The following is a 22,765-nucleotide window of genomic DNA, read 5'->3' as shown; positions in this document are numbered from 1 at the left end:
GCGACAGCGAAATAGTCCCAGGAGGTGGCCAGTGGGAGCGCCTTCATCTTTACTGCACTTATGGCAGTGTTGGAGCGGCGGTGCTTCAGGTACAATGCGCGCGCTCACGATACCCTTCAGTCCCTGTGCGGTACTCTCTAGACCTTTTTCTAGACCTTGCATTGATCGGCCATAGCCCGAATGCTGCCGCCCCACAGGTGCTCAAATCCAGAGAAGAGGCCTACTCCCGCGATGCTAGTTCTGCGTGGTGCTCCTGCACTGTCGAAATTTCGCCATCAAAAACTCCTTACTCAACTTCGCGCGCTGCAGCCTGCCATTGCTGACGTGTACGCCGAATTCGTGCACTTTGCCGACAGTGAAAAACTCGGCAAAAAAGATCAGGTGCTGCTGGAGCGCCTGCTGCAGTACGGCCCCACCGAGGAGAAGCACCAGCCGGAAGGCGCGCTGCTGCTGGTCGTGCCCCGTCCGGGCACCATTTCACCCTGGTCCTCCAAGGCCACGGATATTGCGCACAACGCGGGCCTGACCCAGATCCACCGCTTGGAGCGGGGTCTTGCCTACTACATTACCGGTGTCAAATTAACCGAGGCTGAATGGGGCGAGCTGGCGGCTGCATTGCACGACCGCATGGTGGAGAGCGTTTACGGTAAGCTCGAACAGGCGGAACAGCTGTTCCAGGTGGAAGATGCACGCCCCATGGGCAGTGTGGACATCCTGGAAGGCGGCCGCGAGGCGCTGGAAGGCGCCAATGTCAGCCTGGGCCTGGCTCTGGCCGACGACGAAATCGATTACCTGATGACCAGCTTTGAAGAGCTGGAGCGCAACCCCACCGACGTGGAGTTGATGATGTTCGCCCAGGCGAACTCCGAGCACTGCCGTCACAAGATCTTCAATGCCAGCTGGACTATCGACGGCGAAGAGATGCCGCACTCCCTGTTCGGCATGATCAAGAACACCTACCGCCTGGGTGGCGAGGACGTGCTGTCTGCCTACGCGGATAACGCCGCGGTGGTGGTCGGTCACGAGGCCGGGCGCTTCTATCCCGATCCGGAAACCAAAGAGTACGGATTCAGCCAGGAAGCCATCCATCTATTAATGAAGGTGGAAACCCACAACCACCCGACCGCCATTGCGCCATTCTCTGGTGCTGGCACCGGTGCCGGCGGTGAAATCCGCGACGAGGGCGCCGTGGGCCGTGGCTCCAAGCCCAAAGTGGGCCTGACAGGCTTTACCGTGTCTAACCTGCAGATCCCGGGCTACCTGCAGCCCTGGGAAGTGAACTACGGCAAGCCCGAGCGCATTGTGACCGCGCTGGACATCATGATCGAAGGCCCTATCGGTGGTGCCGCTTTCAACAATGAATTCGGTCGCCCCAACATTTGCGGTTATTTCCGAACCTTTGAAGAAGACTTCAATGGCGAACGTCGCGGCTACCACAAGCCGATCATGCTGGCCGGTGGCTACGGCAACATCCGCGAAGAGCATGTCGACAAGCCTGAATTCCAGCCCGGTGCCAAGCTGATTGTGCTGGGTGGCCCGGCGATGCTGATCGGCCTGGGCGGCGGTGCCGCTTCCAGTATGGCCAGCGGCTCCAGCTCGGAAGATCTGGACTTTGCCTCGGTACAGCGCCAGAACCCGGAAATCGAGCGCCGTTGTCAGGAGGTCATCGACCAGTGCTGGCAGCTGGGTGCCAAGAACCCGATCGCGTTTATTCACGACGTGGGCGCCGGCGGCCTGTCCAATGCCTTCCCGGAGCTGGTAAAAGACGGCGGCACCGGCGGCAACTTCGAGCTGCGCAATGTGCCTTCCGACGAGCCGGGCATGAGCCCGCTGGAAATCTGGTGTAACGAATCCCAGGAGCGCTACGTTCTGGCCGTGATGCCGGGCGACCTGGAGCGCTTCCAGCAGATCTGCGAGCGCGAGCGCGCGCCTTTCGCTGTGGTGGGTGAGGCCACCAGCGAGAAACACCTGACCCTGAATGACAAGCAGCTGGATGCCAAGCCGGTAGACCTGCCGATGTCCGTGCTGTTCGGCAAGCCACCGAAAATGCACCGCGAGGCGAGCAAGGTAGAGGTAGCGACCACGGCGTTTGATACCAGCAACATCGACCTCGCTGAGGCCGCCGAGCGCGTACTGCGCCTGCCCACCGTGGCCAGCAAGAACTTCCTGATCACCATTGGCGACCGTACCGTAACCGGCCAGGTAAGCCGCGATCAGATGGTTGGCCCCTGGCAGGTGCCGGTAGCAGACTGTGCCGTGACCACCGTGGCCTACGACAGCACCAAGGGCGAAGCCATGTCCATGGGCGAGCGCACCCCGGTAGCGCTGCTGGATGCCCCCGCGTCTGGTCGCTTGGCGGTGGGTGAAGCCATCACCAACATCGCCTGTACCCCGATCAAGCAGCTGTCTGACATCAAACTTTCCGCCAACTGGATGTGCGCCGCCGGCCACCCGGGCGAGGAAGAAAAACTGTACCGCACCGTGGAAGCGGTCGGTATGGAGCTGTGCCCGGACCTGAACATCACCATCCCGGTCGGCAAGGATTCCATGTCCATGCGTACCGCCTGGAACGACGGCGGTGCAGACAAGGCCGTTACCGCGCCTATGTCGCTGGTGATCTCTGCCTTCTCGCCGGTATCGGATGTGCGCAAAGTGGTGACCCCGCAACTGCGCCGCACCAAGAAAGGCGAGAGCGAGCTGATCCTGGTGGACCTGGGTGCGGGTAAAAACCGCCTCGGCGCCTCCTGCCTGGCGCAGGTGTACAACGAGCTGGGCGACAAGCCCGCCGACCTGGACGATGCCAAGCGCTTAAAAGCCTTCTTCGAAGTCATGCAGCAGTTACTGGAAGAAGAAAAAGTCATTGCCTACCACGACCGTGCCGACGGCGGTCTTTTCGCCACCCTGGCGGAAATGAGCTTCGCCGGCCGTGTGGGTATCGATGTGGAAGTCTTCGACCTGGGTGACGACCCCATTGCCGCGCTGTTTAACGAAGAACTGGGGGCGGTACTGCAGGTACCGGCGTCGGAAGCGGAAATGCTGGTAATGCGTTTTGCGGCGGTGGGTGTTCCCGCCCACCAGATCGGTGAGCTGAACGACAAAGAGCAGCTGCGCATTACCCGTAACGGCAAGCAGATCTTCAATCGCAAGCGCGCCGAGCTGCAGCAGATCTGGTCCGAGACCAGCTACCGCATCCAGTCCCTGCGCGATAACGCCGACTGTGCCAAGCAGGAGTTCGATGCCATCGCCAAGACGGCACAGCAGGACCCGGGCCTGTCGGTAAGCCTGAGCTACGACATCAACGAAGACATCGCGGCACCTTATATCAAGAAAGGTGTTCGTCCGAAGATTGCGATCCTGCGCGAGCAGGGCGTCAACAGTCAGGTGGAAATGGCACACTCCTTCCACCGCGCCGGCTTCAATGCCGTCGACGTGCACATGAGCGATATCCTCAGTGGCCGTGTCGAACTGGATCAGTTTAAAGGCCTGGTGGGTTGTGGTGGCTTCTCTTACGGTGACGTGCTGGGTGCCGGTGAAGGCTGGGCCAAAACCATCCTGTTTAACGACCGCGCTCGCGATCAGTTTGAAGGCTTCTTCAACCGCAAGGACACCTTCGGTCTCGGCGTGTGTAACGGCTGCCAGATGTTCTCCGTGATCAAGGAATTGATTCCGGGTGCCGATCACTGGCCGCGCTTTGTGCGCAACCTGTCCGAGCAGTACGAAGCGCGCTTTGCGTTAGTGGGCGTGGAAGAATCCCCGTCGGTACTGTTCAAGGGCATGGCCGGTTCCTACATGCCGGTGGCGGTGGCCCACGGTGAAGGCCGAGTGGAATTTGCAGATCAGAAAGCGCTGGAGGCCTGTGAAAAATCCGGCACCATCGCCATGCGTTTCCTGAACAACAACCAGCAGATTACCGAAACCTACCCGGCCAACCCCAACGGCTCGGTCAACGGTATTACCTCTTTGTGTTCCGATGACGGTCGCGTCACCATCATGATGCCGCACCCGGAGCGTGTCGCCCGCGCGGTCAGCAACAGCTGGCACCCGGACGACTGGCAGGAGGATTCCGGCTGGATGCGCCTGTTCCGCAACGCGCGGGTATTTGTCGATTGATCACTGATCCGTGTCGGCATAAAACAAAAAAACCGCTCTGATGAGCGGTTTTTTTGTATCTGCAGAAATGTTTGCCAGATTTCAGTTTGTGAGTTCGATCAATCGTCTTTATTCAATGACGAAAGGATGGTCGCAATATCGCGACGATTTAGCTTGCCGGTGGGCGGCATAAACCCGGAGTCGCTGGTCAGTTTCTGCTCCAGCAGCGTCGCGCCGTTTTTTTTCTGCAGCCAACCGTCAACCCGGTTGAGCAGTTCTCCCGGGTTGCCCTGCAGCTCCAGGTGGCAACCGGTGCAATTGTTCAGCAGCAGCTGCCGTGTCGCCCCATCGAAATGTAGTCCGTCGATCTGTGTAACCTGCTGTTGCTGGCTGACTCCCGTATAGGCTTCCCCGCGGGAAAGGCGCAATAGCGCCGCGTTTTTGTCATCGACGATCAGCAGCGAGCCGTCTTTCAGTTGCAGCAAGCCGACGGGCGCGCCCTCCGGTCGCAATCCATCGACCTTGTTCCATTGGCCAATCACTTCCTGGTGCTGCGCATCGGCACTGGAGCCGCCGCGGGGGGCCATGGTGTGTGAGGTGAAAACCTGGGCGGGCGCAATTGGGTCCCGGTTGAAGGTAACCCGCTCCGTCAGTTGCGGCAGCCCATCGGAGGAAGTCGCATAGCTGACCAGTCTGTTACCCACCACCCGATAGCCGTGCCAGCTGACCAGTAATTGATTTTTTAACGTCGGCAGTAAATCACCGTCGTAATACAACATATCCAGCGGAGCTACGTGGGGAGGCATCAGACTGTAGGGCTCGACGTAGTCCGGGCGATCACAGTGCGCGCTGTCTTTACCGACGCTCAACCGCCGGTTGAAGCAGTAAGGCCAGCCGTAGAAGCCGCCAGGCTGGATTACATTGATTTCTTCGTAGGGCTCCTCGGCGTCTTTAAAGTCGGTGCTGTTTTCTCCCTGCAGCACGGTACCGCTGGCGTGTACCACCAGAGCCATGGAATTGCGCAGGCCGGTGGCGAGCAGTGTGAAGTCATCGGCCCACTGGTTAAGTTCTGCCTGGTAGCGATAGCGGCGAAGACCTGTGGTGTTGAGCTCGCTACAGGTTTGTTGTTCGGAACTCAGACCGCAGTCATCGGTTTTCGAACCCGCGTTTACCAGAAGGTCGCCGCCGGGCAGGAAGACAAAACTGGTCAGTGGGTGCAGGTGGTCGCCGGCGGTGTAGGGCAGGCCATCGATTACTGTTTCCCGCTGGATCACTTGGTCACCCTGAAGCTGGAAGCGGGTAATTTGATTGGCTTCACCTACGTAAATCAGTCCGTCAGGGCCGAGCTTGATGTCGTGGGGCAGGTTCATTCCGGTAATGAGTTTGCGCGTGTGTGTCCGCTGTGTATAGCCGCCTTCTTTGTATTCAAGCAGCCAGAGGATGCCTTTACCCCCGCCCCAGCCGCCCATGTCAGTAACCAGAATTCGGTTACCTTCGGGGAGCTCCAGTGCCTTGCGGGGCTTGATAAAGGCATCTCCGGAGTCGGTGCCTGCCAGTAGCCCGAGGCAGGTGCCCGGCATGGTGCCAACGGGGAGTTTGGGCAACCCATCGCACGTCTGGCCTAGCGGTTGATAGCCGGTGGCGAATGCGGCCGCAGCCGTGAGGGGAAGTGCCAGGATGCTAAGTAACATAGCGCCCAGGCGAATTGCCTGGCTGCTGGTGCAAAATCGGGGCGTGTTCATACGGCGGGCTACTCAATCATTCTTGTCGAACTATCAGGGGGGGCAGAACTTAAACCATCTTCCGGTGGCTGTTAAGTAGCAAACTGGTATCGCATCACAGCTCGGTAGTACTATCTCGCGCAATTCGAAAAGTCATATTCAAACAGGGACGTCTGATGGAAGCAGAATATCAATACCGGAAGCGGCGGGTTCCACTGGATCGAAGCAGTGAATTTCGCTGGGGGGAAGGAAAAATCAGTGGATACCTGTCAGTAACACTCGGAGTTTTGAGTTTGCTGGCGGTGCTGGCCTACCGCTACCCGGCCTATCTCACCACGATTGAAGTGCGGCAGGTCTACGATGCGGCCTTTCTTCAGCAGCTCCTCAAGTACGGGATGTATTTTTCCCTGTTTTTCGGTTTGCTGACTTTATTCCTGAATCGTCACAAGCGCTTGGGGCTTGCGGGCATCGCGCTGACTTCGCTGGGCTTTTTGTTCGGTGGCTACGATATTCCCGTGGGGCCGGTGGAACCGGTGCGTCTGTCACTGGGGATTGACTGGCTGATACTTGCCTTTCTCGGTTCGGTTGCGGTGTTCATGACACTGGAGAAGCTGTTTCCCAAATACCGCAACCAGGTAATTTTGCGGGACGAGTGGGGGCTGGATCTTTTCTATTTCTGTTTCAATCACCTGATGATTTCCGCCATCCTGATTTATGGCAACTACCATGCCAGTCATTTTCAGTGGGCGGTGAGTGAGAGCGTGCAACAAGCGGTGCAGTCGGTGCCGGTATTGCTGCAGGTGTGTTTGATCATCGTCTGCGCCGATTTTGTACTCTACTGGGAGCACCGCCTGTATCACGAGGTGCGCGTGCTCTGGCCGGTGCACGCGGTACACCACTCGGTGGAAAGCATGGACTGGCTGGCCGGATCGCGAGGGCATTTTATCCAGGTCTTTTCCGAGCGCGCGATGGTGATGGTACCGCTGTACCTGTTGGGCTCTGACCAGGCTGCACTGGATATCTACGTTGCCTTTGCGGCACTGCAGGCGATTTTGATTCACAGCAACCTGCGGTTTTCCTTCGGCCCCCTGAAATACATATTCGTAACGCCGCAATTCCACCATTGGCACCACAGCTCGGAAAAGCCCGCCATCGATACCAATTACTCCGCACATACGGTGCTGTTTGATCGCCTTTTCAATACCTACCACATGCCCGAGCAGCACTGGCCCGCGGAGTACGGAACCACCGTGCGCTTGCCCCGCAGCTATCTCGGCCAATTGCTGCACCCATTGCGGGCGTTGTTCACGTCTCGCGGAGCTGATGGCTGAGACAAGTTCCGTGAGCGGGTCTCATTGACGCCAAAATCGTCTACGCTCAAAGGAGTGCCGCCGAGGCCGGTAACATCCTTCTTTGTAGACGAGCTTTGTAGACGAGGCGAAGTATGAACAGTAAACCCACGGACCCGCATGCCTGCCAGTCGCCGGATACGTCGCGACGGGGCCTGTTAAAAGCCGCGCTCGGCGCTGGTGCAGTGGGGATGGTTGGAGGTGTCGGGCTTGCGGGCTTTTCTGGAGTGAGCTATGCCGCGGCGCTGAGTAAAGAAGCGCGCGATGCCATGAGTCCGGACGATGTGATTCAAATGCTGGAGCAGGGTAACGAACGTTTCCGCAATGGCCAAATGCAGCAACACGATTATTTGGCCCAGAAGCGCGCCAGTGCCACCGGACAATATCCGGCCGCGGCCATTCTCAGCTGTATCGATTCGCGGACGCCGGCTGAAATACTGCTGGATATGGGGCTGGGTGAATCCTTCAATACCCGGGTGGCCGGCAATATCTGTAATGACGATGTGGTCGGCAGCCTGGAGTTTGCCTGCGCGGCCGCTGGCGCGAAAGTGATTCTGGTGATGGGGCATACCGCCTGTGGTGCGGTGAAGGGCGCTATTGATGGCGTGAAAATGGGCAAGCTCACTGATCTGCTGGATGAAATCAAGCCTGCGGTAAAGGCCACTACTTATGACGGTGACCGCAGCAGCAAGAATGAGGAGTTTGTCGACCTGGTAGCGGCCAGTAATGTCCGCCGGGCGATGAATGAAATCCGCGATGAGAGCGAAATCCTCTCTGCGTTGGAGAAAGAGGGCAAGCTCAAGATTGTCGGCGCCATGTACCACCTCAATGGCGGCCGCCTGGAAATGCTCGATTGACCGCCGATAGCGGTTTATAACCCCGCCAATGACCTGGCCGGATAGCGGGTAGGGGAGAAAATCTCCTGCCAGCCGGCGCCTTTCATATTCTTTGCTACACTTACAACGATAATGGCAAAAAATTTTCTCGCATGGCGCAGATTCCGCAACTACTTGCTGAGTATATTAGCCTGCTCCCTCCCAAGCGTAGTGAGCGTATTCAGGCGTTGCACAATGATACTGCCAGCCAGAAGAATTACATCTCCCTTTACACCTGCTACACCTGCTACACCTGCGCACGCGAATATATCCAAGCCTATTTGAACCTGCACCCGAAAACCCGGTGCGGCACCGGCTGCCTGAATTTCCACGACAGAATTTATAAAGGAAGGAGTGAGTAATGGCTTACAACGAAGAGTTGGCGAAGAAAGTGCGCTACCTGCTGAAAGAGAGCGATGGCCTGAGTGAAAAGCAGATGTTCGGTGGCCTGGCCTTTATGCTCAACGGCAATATGGCCTGTGGTGTGGTGGGGGAAGAACTGATGGTCCGGGTGGGGCCAGACAACTACCAGGATGCACTGGGTGAGCGCTACACACGTCCCATGGATTACACCGGCAGACCCCTCAAAGGCATGGTCTATGTAGAAGAAGATGCGATCGTCGAAGACCTGAATGGTTGGGTAAATAAAGGCGTGGAATTTGCCGGCTCGCTGCCGCCGAAATAGTGCCGGTGTGAAGCCGGCACTGTCATTTTATTGAGGCATCCGTCGAGTATCGGTGGAGCCTCACAGTCCCTCGTTTAATTGCTGCGGGTTGTCCAGTTTCGACGGCGGCGCTATGCCGTCAATTTCAATCGTGAGATGGAAAACCCTGGGGCAGCGCTGTTTCAATTCGGTCTCCAGTTCATCAATCAGCTCTTCGGTTGCCTCCAGTGTCGCCTGCACAATTGCGCGGGTCTCCGCGTATTCCAGTACGGCCTCGGTGCGCCGGTGCTCTGGCACCCGCTCCAATAGCTGGCGCGCGTGATTGCTAATCCGCTCCCGCATATCCCGCATCAATACTTCTTCCCGAAGTTCAACTTCCGCCACGACCACGGTGTGGGTGTCGTCGACGATCACTGAACGCAGGTCGTGATAGCGCTCTACCTCGCGATGATGTTTGACGATGTCATGGAAGGCGCGCTCGGCGTCCTTATCGCGAATATTGGTGAGGTAGCGCATATTGATCTTGCCGAGAAAGATCGCGGTAAACCCGAGCATCAGGGCAATCAATACGGAGAAGCCGATATCCCACATGGGGTTGCCGGTAGACTGGGTCATGCCAATACCGGTGGCGGCAAGAATCACCCCGGTCACTGCGATGGAATCCTCCAACAGTACGGCAATCAGTGTCGGGTCATCGGCATCGGTAAGGTAGCGAAAGGGATTGCGCTTGCCTTCCGCACGCATGCGCGAGAGAAATTCTTTCCCTGCCACGATTAACACATAACCTTCCAGCAGGAAGGCGATGATCAGCACCACCGCCGAAATCCAGATAGGGGCAATTTCCAGGCCGAACACGGAGATGGCTTCGGGGCGCTGGATGTGTCCCAGATTGTGCCAGGCGTGCCAGGCATGGGCGAGACCGAGGCCGCAGCCAATGGAAAACAAGCCAATGGCACTCCACAGGTTCCACAGGTATTTCTTCTGGCCGTGCCCGAAGGCGTACTGCGTATCCGCCGGTTGGCTGCCGCGTTTGAGGCCGATCAGCAGGAAAACCTGATTCAGCGTATCCATCAGGCTGTGAACGGCTTCGTTCATCATTGCCGCTGAGTGGGTGGCCATTGCGGCAATCCCTTTCAAGACGGTGATAATCGCATTGACACAAATGGCGTATAGAACGGCTTTCTTTGAACCCTGAGCCATGGTTTCCCCTTAATGCTGGCTGAGTGGTGATCACTGATGTTCGAAAACAGCGCCCAAATTACCGTATTTATCGGTCTCTTGGCGACAGCTGATTATAGAAGCTGTGAAACTTTATCCTATTTTCACAAGGAGAGCCTTCGCCGCCATTTCTACAGCGCGGAAATATTCGCTGCCTATACTTGCCTCAGCCGGATTCCAGTAAATTTTCGCAAAACTGTTGGTTTTCTCTGAGGTAATAATGAAAACATTGTACAAGTGCGCAGCCGCGCTCTACTTGTGTCTCGCGTCCCTGGTCACGAGTGCTGCAGACAAGCCCAATATTCTCATTATCTGGGGCGATGATATTGGCATGTGGAATGTCAGTGCCTATCACCGCGGCATGATGGGCGGCTCCACGCCCAATATCGATCGCATCGCCAAAGACGGCATGATTTTCATGGATCACTATGCGCATGCCTCCTGTACTGCGGGCCGCGCATCGTTTATCACAGGCCAGTACCCCATGCGTATCGGCCTCAGTACCGTTGGGCTGCCTGGCGCCGAGCAGGGGATAAAGGCAGAGACGCCGACGCTGGCCGAACTGCTCAAGCCGCACGGTTATGTCACCGGGCAGTTTGGTAAAAACCACCTGGGCGACCGGGATGAGCATCTGCCAACGGCGCACGGGTTTGATGAGTTCTTTGGCATTCTCTATCACCTGAACGCCGGTGAATATCCCGAGCAATACGATTACCCGAAAGACCCGGCAATACAGAAGCAGTTCGGGCTGAAAATGCGTGGGGTTGTGCATTCCAGGGCACAGTCCGATGGCAAGCAACAAATCGAGGACATGGGCGCCTGGGGTCAGGAGCGCCAGCGCAACCTCGACTGGGAAGTGCTCGAACAATCCAAGCGCTTTATTACCGAGTCGGTCAAAGCCGGAAAGCCATTTTTTGTGTGGCACAACACCACCCGCATGCACTACCGCACAAATTTGAATAAAAAGTACATGGGCAAAAGCGGTTACGGTATTTATGCGGATGGCATGATGGAGCTGGACGATATTGTCGGCGAACTGCTCGATTTACTGGATGAGCTTGGCGTGGCAGATAACACCCTGGTGATGTTCTCCACCGACAATGGCGCCGCATCCAATTCCTGGCCGGATGGCGGCAATCAGCCGTTTCACGGTGAAAAGGGCGTTGGTGGTTGGGAAGGCGGTTTTCGGGTTCCCATGCTCGTGAGCTGGAAAGGACATATTCCGGCCGGTGTTTCCACCGGCGAATTCATGGCCATGGAAGACTGGGTCCCCACCATCCTGTCCATTGTTGGTGAAAAAGACATCAAAGGAAAACTGCTGTCGGGTGCCAAGATCGGCGACAAGAGCTTCAAGGTGCATCTCGATGGCTACGACCAGACCGACTTACTGCTGAATCAGGGTAAAACCAAGCGCAAGGAGTTCTATTACTTCACCGAAACCACGTTTCATGGCATGCGCCATGGCGACTGGAAGTTCCTGTTTATCGATCAGGAAGAGTGGTTCCGTGCCAGCCAGATACCGTTGACCACGCCCTATATCATCAACCTGAAACTGGATCCGTTTGAGCGCTTCATCGACGCGCGCGGATACGACGAATGGGCGGAAAACCGCAGTTGGACTTTGGGCCCGGCGGGCGCACAGATCGAGCAGTTTGTGAAAAGCTTTCAGGAATTTCCGCCTGTGCAGAAGAGTTTTTCTGCGCAGGTAGGTGAGGTCAGTACGTTGATCAACTCACTGGCAATAAAGGCGAGGTGATGTTGTCAAAATTGTGCTGCGATTATTAAAAGGCGCAGCTGCTACCCCGTCTCTATTGGCTCCCCCGTGAAAGAAGGTGGCCCGAATAGAGCGGGGTAGTTTCGTTTCAATACCTAAGTACCGGGAAGGAAGATATGGATAAGCAGAGATTGGCTCTATCGATTCTGGTGGTCGCAATTGCACTGTCTGCCTGTAGTGGCGATCACGATCGAGAGAAGCAAGAAGCGAGCGAATCGGCCGGCGGAAAAGGTGAGGCCCTAGTCGAGGAAGAATACGGTACAGCGGATGGCCCCGTATCGGATGTAACAGGCAAGGCCCCCATGCCCGACGCGACGCCATCGTCCCAGTCATCGCAGCCTGCCGGTACCGCTTACCCGACTCAGGCGTATTTTGGTGATACCCACGTACACACCGGCTGGTCTGCCGATGCGGGAATGGATGGTGCCATTCTCACGCCGGAAGATGCTTACCGATTTGCCCTGGGCGAAGAAGTGAAATCCAATACCGGGCTTCCGGCCAGGCTCAGTCGACCGTATGACTGGTTCATGATTACCGACCATTCCGATGGTATGGGCGTAATCAATGAGCTCATTGCCGGCAATCCGGAAATGATGGCGGACCCGACGCTGAAGCGCTGGAACGAGGCCCTCAATTCCGGGGATGAAAAAAAGGCGGCGGATGCCAAAAGTGAACTGATTGTGCTGCAATCGGAAGGCAAACTGCCCAAGGTCGTGATGGATCCCAAGTGGATGAAATCCGCCTGGGAACAAACAGTGGATGCCGCCGAGAAATACAATAAGCCGGGTGAGTTCACTACGTTCATTGCCTACGAGTGGACCGTAAACGCCGATGGCGGCGACAATCTGCACCGCAACGTGATCTTCCGCGACGATGCCAGTAAAACCCGCAGTCTGCTGCCTCTGACCACCTTCGAAACCCAGGATCCGGAAAAGCTCTGGGCCTGGATGAAAGCCTACGAAGACAAAACCGGTGGCCAGGTACTGGCCATTCCCCACAACGGCAATATGTCCAATGGCCGCATGTTCGAGGAAAAGCGTTTCGACGGCTCGCCCATGACCAAAGAGTGGGCGGAAATGCGCGCGCGCTACGAGCCACTGTATGAAGTCACTCAGATCAAAGGGCAGAGTGAATCCCATCCCAGCCTGTCACCGGAAGACGAGTTTTCCGACTGGGATCTGTGGGACCGCGGTAACCTGATTTTAAAGCCCAAACCACCGGGCTCGTTCAAATATGAATACTGGCGCCCGGCCCTGAAGGCCGGTATGCGGCTTGAAGATAAACTCGGAACCAACCCCTTCCAGTACGGTGCCAACGGCGGGACAGACACCCACACGGGTTTGTCCACACCGGACGACGACAACTTCTTTGGCAAGTTCAAAACCCTGGAACCCAGTAACAAGACCCGTTGGGACTTTCCCCTGTTAAGTGGGCCGACCGACGTCTACATGGGCTGGGAAATGGCCGCTTCCGGCAGCATGGGGGTCTGGGCGGTTGAAAATACCCGTGAAGCCATCTGGGATGCCATGATGCGCAAGGAAACCTTTGCCACCACTGGACCACGTATGACCCTGCGCTTTTTCGGTGGCTTCGATTTCAGCCCGGAAGATGCCGAAGCGGATATGGTCAAACGCGGTTATGAAAAAGGCGTCCCCATGGGGGGCAAGCTGAAAGGCGATAAAGGTACCAAGGGAATCAAATTCCTCGTTGCCGCCATGAAAGACCCGCAAGGCGCCAACCTGGATCGTATCCAAATTATCAAAGGGTGGGTGGATGGCAGCGGAAACACCCACGAAAAAGTGTACAACGTGAAGTGGTCGGGCAATCGCAAGCTGGATAGTCAGGGACATATCCAACATGTGGGTACTACGGTAGACACGAAAACCGCCAAGTACACCAACGATATCGGCGATGCCCAGCTAATCGGTTACTTTGAGGACAAGGAATTCAATCCCGCGCATAAAGCTGTGTATTACGTGCGGGTACTACAGATTCCTACGCCCCGCTGGACCCTGTACGACAAGGTAAGAAACAAGATCGAGATGGATAAGAAGGTTCCTATGGTTCAGCAGGAACGTGCCTTCTCCAGTCCCATTTGGTATACGCCGTGAGCTTTCTTGGAAAAATCACAGAGAGCTAGCTTTGCTTAGGACGCTCCACGGAAGGAGAGCCGGAATGAAGACTATTGGTGTCGCTTTGTCGGTATTGGCGTTGTCTCTCGCAGTAGTCGGCTGCTCTCGAGAAGCTGCGCCGCCGGCATCAGGTACGGAGACCTCCAATAACGCGATCAGCAACGAAGAAAAATCGACGGTCGTTGTTGACGATCAATCAGCGACCAGTTCGGTGGGGTCCGACAGTGCTTCCTGGCCGGACCGGAAAAATCTGCCCAATGACCTGTCGCCGTTTGAAGGCAAGATCGGCAAGACCTACAAGGAATCCGAATCCAGTTGGCAACAGGTACCCACCGCGCCGAAGGGTGCCCCGAATGTGATCGTCATTCTGTTGGACGATGTGGGCTTCGGTCAGACGTCCACCTTCGGTGGCCTGATCCCCACGCCGAATCTGGATGAACTGGCCAACGAAGGGCTGCGCTATAACCGTTTCCATACCACCGCTATCTGCGGCCCATCGCGCGCGGCGCTGTTGACCGGACGCAACCATCACCAGTCGGGCAGCGGTTTCCTGATGGAGTGGGCAACGGGCTTTCCCAGCTATTCCTCCTATATCCCGAAAAGCACCGCCACCATTGCTGAAATCTTGAAAGACAACGGTTACAGCACCTGGTGGTATGGAAAGAACCACAATACCCCGGACTGGGAGGCAACGGTATCCGGCCCCTTCGACCGATGGCCCACGGGCCTCGGCTTTGATTACTTCTACGGATTTAATGCCGGGGAAACGCACCAGTACTATCCGGTGTTGTTCGAGAACACGGTGCCGGTGGAACCGGACAAGTCCCCGGAAGAGGGCTACCACTTCATGACGGACATGACCGACCGCGCCATCGCCCGTATGAAGTTTGCCAAGTCTGTGGCACCGGACAAACCTTTCTTTATGTACTTCGCCCCGGGGGCCATGCACGCGCCCCATCACGTCACTGCCGAGTGGCGCGAAAAGTTCAAGGGCAAGTTCGATATGGGCTGGGACAAGTATCGTGAGCAGGTGTTCGAACGTCAGAAGAAAATGGGCATAGTGCCGTCCGATACCAAACTGACGGATCGCCCGGAGTGGGTGCCCGCGTGGGACAGCCTGAGCGATGATCAGAAAAAAGCCTACAACGCGCTGTTTGAAAACTTTGCCGGCTACTTTGCCTTTACCGATCACGAAGTCGGGCGTCTTATAGACGCGGTGGATGAATTGCCCGATACCGACAATACGCTGGTGATCTACATCGTTGGCGACAATGGTGCATCCGCGGAGGGCGGGCCGGACGGCACAATGAATGAGATTAAAAACCTCAACGGCCTGCCGACGACACTGGACGAAATCCTGGAAAATCTCGACAAACTGGGTGGTCCGGAATCGGAGCCCCATTATCCGGTTGGCTGGGCCTGGGCCGGCAATACGCCGTTCCAGTGGGTAAAACAGGTTGCGTCACACCTGGGGGGTACCCGCAACCCCATGGTGATCCGTTGGCCCGCCAAGATCAAACACGATGACGCGCCACGGGATGCCTTCCTGCATCTGGTAGATGTGGTACCCACCATTCTGGAAGCCGCCAATATACCTATGCCGGAAACGGTGAACGGCATCGAGCAGAAGCCACTGGTGGGCAAGTCGTTCCTTGCGAGTTTCAGCGACCCGCAGTTTAGTGGGCGCGACGAGCAGTACTTCGAGGTATTCAGTAACCGTTCCATGTATGCGGATGGATGGAAGGCCAATGCCCAGCACACGCTGCCGTGGCGCCAAGATCTGGCGCCGGGCAATTGGGACAAAGACGAGTGGGAGCTCTATAACCTCAACGAGGATTTTTCTGAGGCCAATAACCTCGCCGCAGAAAATCCCGACAAACTTGCCGAACTGAAGAAAAAATTTGACCAGGCTGCAAAGGACAACGAGGTGTATCCAATGGACGACCGCGGTGCGGGCCGGTTGGGTATGCCCAAGCCGCCGGTGCCAGGGGCTAATCCTGATTCCAAGGTCTACACCTATTATCCGGGCGCTGTGCGTATTCCCGAAGTGGCCGGCCCTTCCATGAAGAACGCTTCCTGGACACTGACTGCGAATGTGAACGCCGAGGGTGCCAAGACTGAAGGGGTGATCCTGGCCGTAGGTGGTGTGGCCGCCGGACTGGTGTTGTATCTGGATAGCGGCGTACCGGTATTTGATTACAACTTTTTTGAAAAGCACACCACTTTGAAAGGTACCAAAGCTGTTTCCGGTGACGCGACTATTGAAGTGGACTTCGATTACCAGGGCGATAAGCCCGGCGGCGCGGCGAAGCTGGCGCTCAAGGTCAACGGCGAGACGGTCGCCACCGGAGAAGTACCCGAGACCGTTGCCGGACGTTTTGGTATCGATACCTTCGGAATTGGCGAAGACACCGGGCAGCCTGTGACCCATGAATATGAGCCGTCACATGCGTTTACCGGTGAGATTCAAAAGGTCGTGGTGGAAATGAAGTAGCGGAATAGTTCGGAAGATTTGAAAAACACTAAGAGGTCATCATGCGTTTCCAATTTGCAGGGTTCCTGGTACTTCTCGCTTTGGCGGGGTGCAGCGAGGACGATTCACAGATTGCAGTAAGTCTGCCGGTCGTAGCACAGGCGGTTGCCGATCCCCAGCAGGATCAGACACCGCCTCCTGTCGTCATATCGCCAAATCCTGACGAGACGAGTCAACAGGTGCCGAGTCAGGCTGTGCCAAGTCAGACAGTTCCAAGCCAATCAGTACCAATCACGACAAGCACGAATTCCAGCAGTGGCAAGCCCAATATTCTGCTGATCGTTTCTGACGATACCGGTTACGGTGATCTTGGCCCCTATGGTGGCGGAGAGGGGCGGGGAATGCCGACCCCGAATATTGACCGCATGGCAGCTGAAGGCATGACCTTCTTTTCATTTTATGCGCAACCCAGCTGTACACCCGGCCGCGCAGCCATTCAGACGGGTCGTATTCCCAATCGCAGCGGTATGACGACAGTGGCATTCCAGGGGCAGGGTGGCGGTCTCCCCAAGGCGGAATGGACCTTGGCGTCTGTGTTGAAAACTGCTGGTTACAAAACGTATTTCACCGGTAAGTGGCACCTTGGGGAATCTGATTACGCCCTGCCCAATGCCCAGGGTTACGACGTGATGAAGCATGCGTTTCTGTATCACGCGAACGCCTACACCTACGCTGACCCCACCTGGTTCCCGGACATGGATCCAAAACTGAGGGCGATGTTCAAACAGGTTACCAAGGGATCTCTTTCCGGTAATGCGGGAGAAACCGCCAGGGAAGACTGGAAAGTAAATGGCCAGTACGACAATACGCCGGGTAAAGGTGTGGTTGGGTTGCCGTTCGTTGATGGCTATGTAGAAAAATCCGGCCTTGAGTTTCTGGAAGATGCGGCGAAAGACCCGGGCACGCCGTTCTTTATCAATATCAACTTCATGAAGAACCATCAGCCGAATATGCCGGCACCGGAGTTCAAGCACACATCCATGTCCAAGTCCAAGTACGCCGACGCGGTTGTGGAGCTGGATACCCGTATCGGCCATGTCATGGACAAGCTTCGGGAACTGGGACTGGATCAAAATACCCTAGTGTTTTACACCGTGGACAACGGTGCCTGGCAGGACGTTTTCCCGGATGCGGGTTATACGCCATTTCGCGGCACCAAAGGTACGGTGCGTGAGGGCGGCAACCGGGTGCCGGCCATCGCGGTCTGGCCGGGGAAAATCAAGGCCAACGTGCGAAACCATGATATTGCTGGCGGTCTCGACCTGATGGCTACCTTCGCCTCGGTCGCAGGTGTGCAGCTGCCGAGTCAGGACCGCGAGGGTCAGCCCATTATCTTCGACAGCGTTGATATGACGCCGATATTGACTGGAAGCGGCAAGAGCGCGCGTACATCCTGGTTCTACTTTACCGAGGATGAGCTGTCGCCAGGTGCCGCGCGCGTGGGCAATTACAAGGCGGTGTTCAATCTGCGTGGTGACGATGGCGCGCACACCGGTGGTATGGCGGTAGACACTAACCTCGGCTGGAAAGGCGAGTCCAAGTATGTTGCCACTGTGCCTCAGGTGTTCGATCTGTGGCAGGATCCTCAGGAGCGGTACGACCTGTTCATGAATAACTTTACCGAACGTACCTGGACCATGGTGACGATCAGTAAAGAGGTCGAAGACCTCGTCAAGACCTACGTCAAATACCCACCACGTAAACTCCAGAGTGAAACTTACACCGGGCCAATCACTATTAGCGGTTACCAGCGCTTTAAATGGGTGCGGGAGCAGCTTGAGAAGGAGGGCGTTAAGATTCCGTTACCCACCGGGAATTGATCGATAACGGGAAGCTGGTCGGTGAGTAGAATAAAAAGGCCCGTGAATTTGCGGGCCTTTCTTTTTTTGCACTATGGGAAAATAGTGGACTGTCGTCAGGCTTCGGGTTTCCATTCCAGATTCTCCAACGGGTAGCCGGAAAACCACTTAGGGCGTTCCATAACGATATTGGAAATGATTCGGTTGACACCGATGTCCGCTCCTAGCAATTGATTGGCCAGCGTATTCAGGGCTTCAATATTGGAGCTGACAACAAACGCCACAAAATCCACATCACCACTGACTTTCAGGCAGTCGACGATTTCAGGCGTCTGGTTGACGAAATCATAGAACCGCTTAGTCGTGATTGGCTCATGGCTCTGCATGGTGATATTGAAGTATGCCTGGACGTTGTAACAGATCTTGTCCAGGTCCGCGGCCATTACGTAATCGCGGATACAGCCGCTGTTTTCCAGTTGCTTGGTGCGCTTGAGGCAGGCGCTGGGGGACAGGGCGACCTTTTCGGCGAGTTCCAGGTTACTGATACGCGCGTTCTTTTGCAGCTCAGTCAGGATTCGACGATTGATGTTGTCGATTTTGACAGTTTTCTTCATGTCAGGGTCCCCAGGGCCGCGCGGTACCAATAATTTCCCCGCAGTGTGCCGAAGCGCATGAAGTTTCGCAAGCCGCCGGCACTTTGATCATTTATGCACAGCGCTCCCGTTTAGACTGGATGGCCTATTTGCAAAGGTATGGTCATGACAACATCTATAAGAATGTCCAGCGACGTCGGGGGAACCTTTACCGATCTGGTCTGCGTAAAAGATGGACACATAAGCGTAGTCAAAAGTGATACCACGGTTGGCAATTTTGAGCAGGGCGTGCTGAACGCGATCGGCAAGAGCGGGGCCAATTTGCATGACGTGGTCTTTTTCGCCCACGGCTCCACCGTGGTCATCAATGCCATCACCGAGCGCAAGGGCGTCAAAACCGCGCTGATTACCACCCGGGGATTTCGCGATGTGCTGGAAATCGCCCGCGGTAATAACCCCGATATCTACAATGCCTGTTACCAGAAGCCGCGTCCCTTTGTGGAGCGTGCGTTGCGCTTTGAGCTGACCGAGCGACTGGATAGCCAGGGGCAGGTCATTACCGCACCGGTGTTGTCGGAACTGGACGACATCATTGCGCAACTCAAGGCCGAGGGCGTTGAAGCCATAGCTGTGGCCTTTCTGCATGCCTACCTGAATCCGTCCCACGAGCGCGAGGCGGTACAACACATCAAGGCCCTGTGGCCGCAGGTGGATGTGATTGCCTCCCATGAAGTGTGCAACGAGTGGCGCGAATACGAGCGCACCAATACCGCGGTGCTGTCCGCCTATGTACTGCCGCCCACCAAGGCTTACTTGCAGCGATTGCAGGGGGCCCTGCAGCAGGAAGGCCTCCAGTCATCCCCGTTTATCATGCAGTCTAACGGCGGTATCGAGACGGTGTCTGCGGTGATTCGCAACCCGGTCACCCTGATCGAGTCTGGTCCGGTGGGCGGTATGCTGGCCGCCGCCACCTATGGCGCACTGGTCGGTGAGAACGACATTCTGGCACTGGACATCGGCGGTACCACCGCCAAGTGCACCCTGATTCGCGATGGCAAGGTGCCGGTCAATACCGACTACATCATCGAAAAAAGCCCGAAAACCGCCGGTTACCCGATCAAGACCCCGGTGGTGGATATCGTTGAAATTGGCAATGGCGGTGGCAGCCAGGCGTGGGTGGATGCGGCGGGGTCGCTGCATGTGGGCCCGCAAAGTGCCGGGTCTTATCCCGGGCCGGTGGCCTATGGGCGCGGCGGTGTGCAGCCTACTACCACCGATGCCAACCTGCTCACCGGGCGTATCAATCCCGACCTGTTTGTGGGCGGCACGGTCACCCCGGATATCGATGCGGCCAGGCAGGCCTGTGCGCTGGTGGGTGAATCCCTGGGTGGCCTGGACAGCCAGCAGGTGGCGCGGGGCATCCTGCGCATTGCCAACGCGAATATGAGCAACGCGCTGAAACTGGTCTCCGTGAGCCGCGGCCACGATCCCCGCCGGTTGTCGCTGATGGCCTTTGGCGGTGGCGGGGCCATGCACGCGGTGTCCCTGGCGCGCGAGCTGAATATTCCCAAAGTCATTATTCCCCCGCACTCCGCGGTGTTTTCCGCCTGGGGCATGCTGATGATCGATCTGCGCCGGGATTACCTGCAAACCCGATTGCTGGACTCCACAGTGGCGCACGCCGCTGAACTGTCTCAGGCGTTCCACCTTCTGGCTGCTAATGCCGTTGCAGACTTCGCCAATGAAGGCTACGGCGAGGAGCAGGTGCGTCTGGAATGCTACGCGGAACTGCGTTACCAGGGGCAGGAACACACCGTAAAAGTTGCCTACTCGCATGTTGCTTACGCCCAGCACAGCGAAGACGCCGCGACAAAACACCGTGTTGCGCTGGAAACCATGAACGTCGATTTTCATAAAGCCCACGAACGGGAGTACAGCTTCGAGCTGGATTTGCCGATCGAGATTGTTAGCCTGCATCTGGTGGCGTTTGCCGAAGTGGAAAAATCCCCCATCAATGCCCTGCCCAACTGTGGCGAGGACGCGTCGCCGGCCTTGAAAGGGGAGCGCGAGGTGGATTTCGACGAGTGCGGAATTCACCTGGCGAAAACCTATTACCGGGAAGAGCTTTGTGCGGGAATGAAGTTGACCGGACCGGCGATCATCGAGGAATCCGGTACCACCACGCCGGTGTATCCCGGCAACAGGGTAACCGTGGACGCCTATGGCGGTTTGCATATTGAACTGACTGCCGCGGAGGCCAACCCATGAGCGTCGATCTGTTTACCCTGGAAGTCATCAAGAGTGGCCTGGTAGCACTGGGCGAGGAAATGTTTGAAGCGCTCCGTCGCTCAAGTATGAGCCCGATTATTTATGAGGCGCTGGATTACGGTATCGGCATCACCGACGCCGAGGGCCGGCTGATTTCCCAGGGCAATGGTATCCCTGGTTTTGTCGGCACTCTGGACGGTGCCGTGCAGGAGGTCCTGAAAAAGTTTGGCGCGGACCGGATTCACCCCGGCGACATATTCATGACCAACACGCCGTACATTGGCGGCGGCACCCATTTGTCGGATGTCGCCATGGTGATGCCGGTTTTCTGTGACGGTGTATTGATGGCGTTCGCGGCCAACAAGGCGCACTGGACGGAAGTGGGTGGCGCCTACGCGGGAAGCTTCAGCTCCGGCGCCACTGAGGTGTATCAGGAAGGCCTGCAGTTTCCGGTCATCAAAATTTCCGAGCGCGGCCACATCGTTCAGTCGGTGGTGGATATGATCGAGGCCAATGTCCGTTTGCCGGATATGACCCTGGGAGATATGTGGTCCGGCATCGCGGCCCTGAAGATGGGCGGTAAGCGCTTTCAGGAACTGGTCGCGCGCTATGGCGCAACGGTGGTGAATGAAGCGATTGCTTATTTGTTGGACCACGGCGAGAAAATGGTACGCGACCGCTTTCGCAGTCTGCCCAAGGGCGTATTCGTTGCCGAGGATGTGATCGATCACGACGGGCAGGGCAATGGTCCCTTCCCGGTAAAGGTCAAAATCACCATCACGGAAAGTGAGTTTATTGCGGACTTCACCGGCAGCGCGCCCATGGCGCCCGGTTCGATCAACTGCACGCGCTGTGCGCTGGAATCTTCTGCCCGCGAAGTGTTTATGGGGGTAGTGGACCCTGGCGTATCGGCTACCGAGGGATGCTTCCGGCCGCTTCGGGTCATCTGCCCGGAGGGCACGGTATTCACGGCGACGCGGCCGGCGCCGGTCTCCAATTATTTCGAAGCGATGGTGGGCGCGGCGGACCTGATGCGCAAAGCCCTGGTAAACGCGGTACCGGACAAGTTGATTGCCGGCCAGTTTGGTTCCATCTGTGCGTTCACACTGAATGGCACGGCGCCCACAACCGGAGAGCCGTTTATCCTGGTACAGCCATTGGTGGGCGGCTGGGGCGCCGGGGCCAACAAGGCCGGGGAAAGCGCCCAGTTTTGTGTTGGCAACGGTGAGACCTCCAATATTCCCGTAGAAATTCAGGAGTCCCGTTACGGGGTCCGGGTCGAACGATACAGCCTGAGCGATGATCCATCGGGTCGCGGTCGCTTCAGTGGCGGCCGCGGCGCGGTCATTGAATATCGGATCCTCGGAGAGGATACCTGCCTGTCCATGCATCTGGGCCGCAGCGATACGCCGCCGGCCGGTGTGAACGGTGGCGAACAGGGTTCCTGTAACTATGCGGAGATTGTCAGCAATGGAAAGGTTTCAGAACGTTTTTCCACCGCTGTCTCACGCCCATTGCAAAAGGGCGACCTGGTGCGCGTTGTGACCGGCAACGGTGGCGGCTGGGGAGCCGTGGAAAGTGATTCATCTGGCCAGGCAGTCACTCCTCCGCTCGATGGCGGCTGTTTGGAGCTTCAGGAAATTTAATTCTCTTTTTTACAAAAATAAGAAATTTATGTGAGAGTTTGAGCGCAGTCCGACATTTCATTCACGCGGTTTCGTGACCTAATTAGGTCAATAAATTCCAAGAA

The 22,765-nt window shown here is 56.8% G+C and carries 14 protein-coding genes; 11 read left to right on the top strand and 3 right to left on the bottom strand.

Annotated features, from left to right (window positions below):
- Nucleotides 1-231 precede the first annotated feature (231 nt).
- Nucleotides 232-4,110, top strand: a complete 3,879-nt coding sequence (gene purL, locus M0G74_RS10430) for a phosphoribosylformylglycinamidine synthase (protein ID WP_248216535.1) — start codon at nucleotides 232-234, stop codon at nucleotides 4,108-4,110.
- Between the two features lie 98 nt (nucleotides 4,111-4,208).
- Here purL and M0G74_RS10425 read toward each other — a convergent pair whose 3' ends face one another.
- Nucleotides 4,209-5,831, bottom strand: coding sequence for a PQQ-dependent sugar dehydrogenase (locus tag M0G74_RS10425; RefSeq protein ID WP_248216534.1), 1,623 nt, complete (start codon nucleotides 5,829-5,831; stop codon nucleotides 4,209-4,211).
- A gap of 155 nt (nucleotides 5,832-5,986) precedes the next feature.
- On the opposite strand from M0G74_RS10425, the gene M0G74_RS10420 reads away from it, so the two are divergent.
- From M0G74_RS10420 to M0G74_RS10405, 4 genes are all read left to right on the top strand, one after another.
- Complete coding sequence (locus M0G74_RS10420; RefSeq protein WP_248216531.1) at nucleotides 5,987-7,141, top strand: sterol desaturase family protein; 1,155 nt, start codon at nucleotides 5,987-5,989, stop codon at nucleotides 7,139-7,141.
- A gap of 113 nt (nucleotides 7,142-7,254) precedes the next feature.
- Nucleotides 7,255-8,016, top strand: coding sequence for a carbonic anhydrase family protein (locus M0G74_RS10415; RefSeq protein WP_248216530.1), 762 nt, complete (start codon nucleotides 7,255-7,257; stop codon nucleotides 8,014-8,016).
- Between the two features lie 131 nt (nucleotides 8,017-8,147).
- The gene (locus tag M0G74_RS10410; protein WP_248216527.1) at nucleotides 8,148-8,396 is read left to right on the top strand and encodes a hypothetical protein; all 249 of its coding nucleotides are present in this window, start codon (nucleotides 8,148-8,150) and stop codon (nucleotides 8,394-8,396) included.
- Nucleotides 8,396-8,719, top strand: a complete 324-nt coding sequence (locus tag M0G74_RS10405) for a TfoX/Sxy family protein (protein WP_160154095.1) — start codon at nucleotides 8,396-8,398, stop codon at nucleotides 8,717-8,719. Before M0G74_RS10410 ends, M0G74_RS10405 begins: the two co-directional genes overlap by 1 nt.
- Nucleotides 8,720-8,779: 60 nt before the next feature.
- On the opposite strand, the gene M0G74_RS10400 is transcribed toward M0G74_RS10405, so the two are convergent.
- A complete protein-coding gene (locus tag M0G74_RS10400; protein WP_248216525.1) occupies nucleotides 8,780-9,898 on the bottom strand; it encodes a cation diffusion facilitator family transporter in 1,119 nt (372 codons plus the stop codon).
- A gap of 238 nt (nucleotides 9,899-10,136) precedes the next feature.
- Here M0G74_RS10400 and M0G74_RS10395 point away from each other — a divergent pair, with 238 nt between their 5' ends.
- The 4 genes from M0G74_RS10395 (at nucleotide 10,137) to M0G74_RS10380 (ending at nucleotide 18,175) form a co-directional block, all read left to right on the top strand.
- The gene (locus tag M0G74_RS10395; protein ID WP_248216523.1) at nucleotides 10,137-11,672 is read left to right on the top strand and encodes an arylsulfatase; all 1,536 of its coding nucleotides are present in this window, start codon (nucleotides 10,137-10,139) and stop codon (nucleotides 11,670-11,672) included.
- 134 nt (nucleotides 11,673-11,806) lie between these two features.
- The gene (locus M0G74_RS10390) at nucleotides 11,807-13,801 is read left to right on the top strand and encodes a DUF3604 domain-containing protein (RefSeq protein ID WP_248216521.1); all 1,995 of its coding nucleotides are present in this window, start codon (nucleotides 11,807-11,809) and stop codon (nucleotides 13,799-13,801) included.
- 64 nt (nucleotides 13,802-13,865) lie between these two features.
- A complete protein-coding gene (locus M0G74_RS10385) occupies nucleotides 13,866-16,316 on the top strand; it encodes a sulfatase-like hydrolase/transferase (RefSeq protein ID WP_248216519.1) in 2,451 nt (816 codons plus the stop codon).
- A 41-nt stretch (nucleotides 16,317-16,357) separates the two neighbouring features.
- Nucleotides 16,358-18,175, top strand: coding sequence for an arylsulfatase (locus tag M0G74_RS10380; protein ID WP_248216517.1), 1,818 nt, complete (start codon nucleotides 16,358-16,360; stop codon nucleotides 18,173-18,175).
- Between the two features lie 95 nt (nucleotides 18,176-18,270).
- Here M0G74_RS10380 and M0G74_RS10375 read toward each other — a convergent pair whose 3' ends face one another.
- A complete protein-coding gene (locus tag M0G74_RS10375; protein ID WP_248216515.1) occupies nucleotides 18,271-18,768 on the bottom strand; it encodes an Lrp/AsnC family transcriptional regulator in 498 nt (165 codons plus the stop codon).
- 144 nt (nucleotides 18,769-18,912) lie between these two features.
- Between M0G74_RS10375 and M0G74_RS10370 the strand changes: the two genes are divergently transcribed.
- Together M0G74_RS10370 and M0G74_RS10365 are read left to right on the top strand one after the other, a co-directional pair.
- Nucleotides 18,913-21,015 (top strand): hydantoinase/oxoprolinase family protein, encoded by a 2,103-nt coding sequence (locus tag M0G74_RS10370; RefSeq protein ID WP_248216513.1) that lies wholly within the window; start codon nucleotides 18,913-18,915, stop codon nucleotides 21,013-21,015.
- A complete protein-coding gene (locus M0G74_RS10365) occupies nucleotides 21,012-22,661 on the top strand; it encodes a hydantoinase B/oxoprolinase family protein (RefSeq protein WP_248216512.1) in 1,650 nt (549 codons plus the stop codon). Before M0G74_RS10370 ends, M0G74_RS10365 begins: the two co-directional genes overlap by 4 nt.
- The last annotated feature ends 104 nt before the right edge of the window (nucleotides 22,662-22,765 follow it).

The sequence above is a fragment of the Microbulbifer sp. CAU 1566 genome (genome assembly GCF_023156515.1).
Classification (GTDB): Bacteria; Pseudomonadota; Gammaproteobacteria; order Pseudomonadales; family Cellvibrionaceae; genus Microbulbifer.
This window is presented reverse-complemented; position numbering and strand designations above follow the sequence as displayed.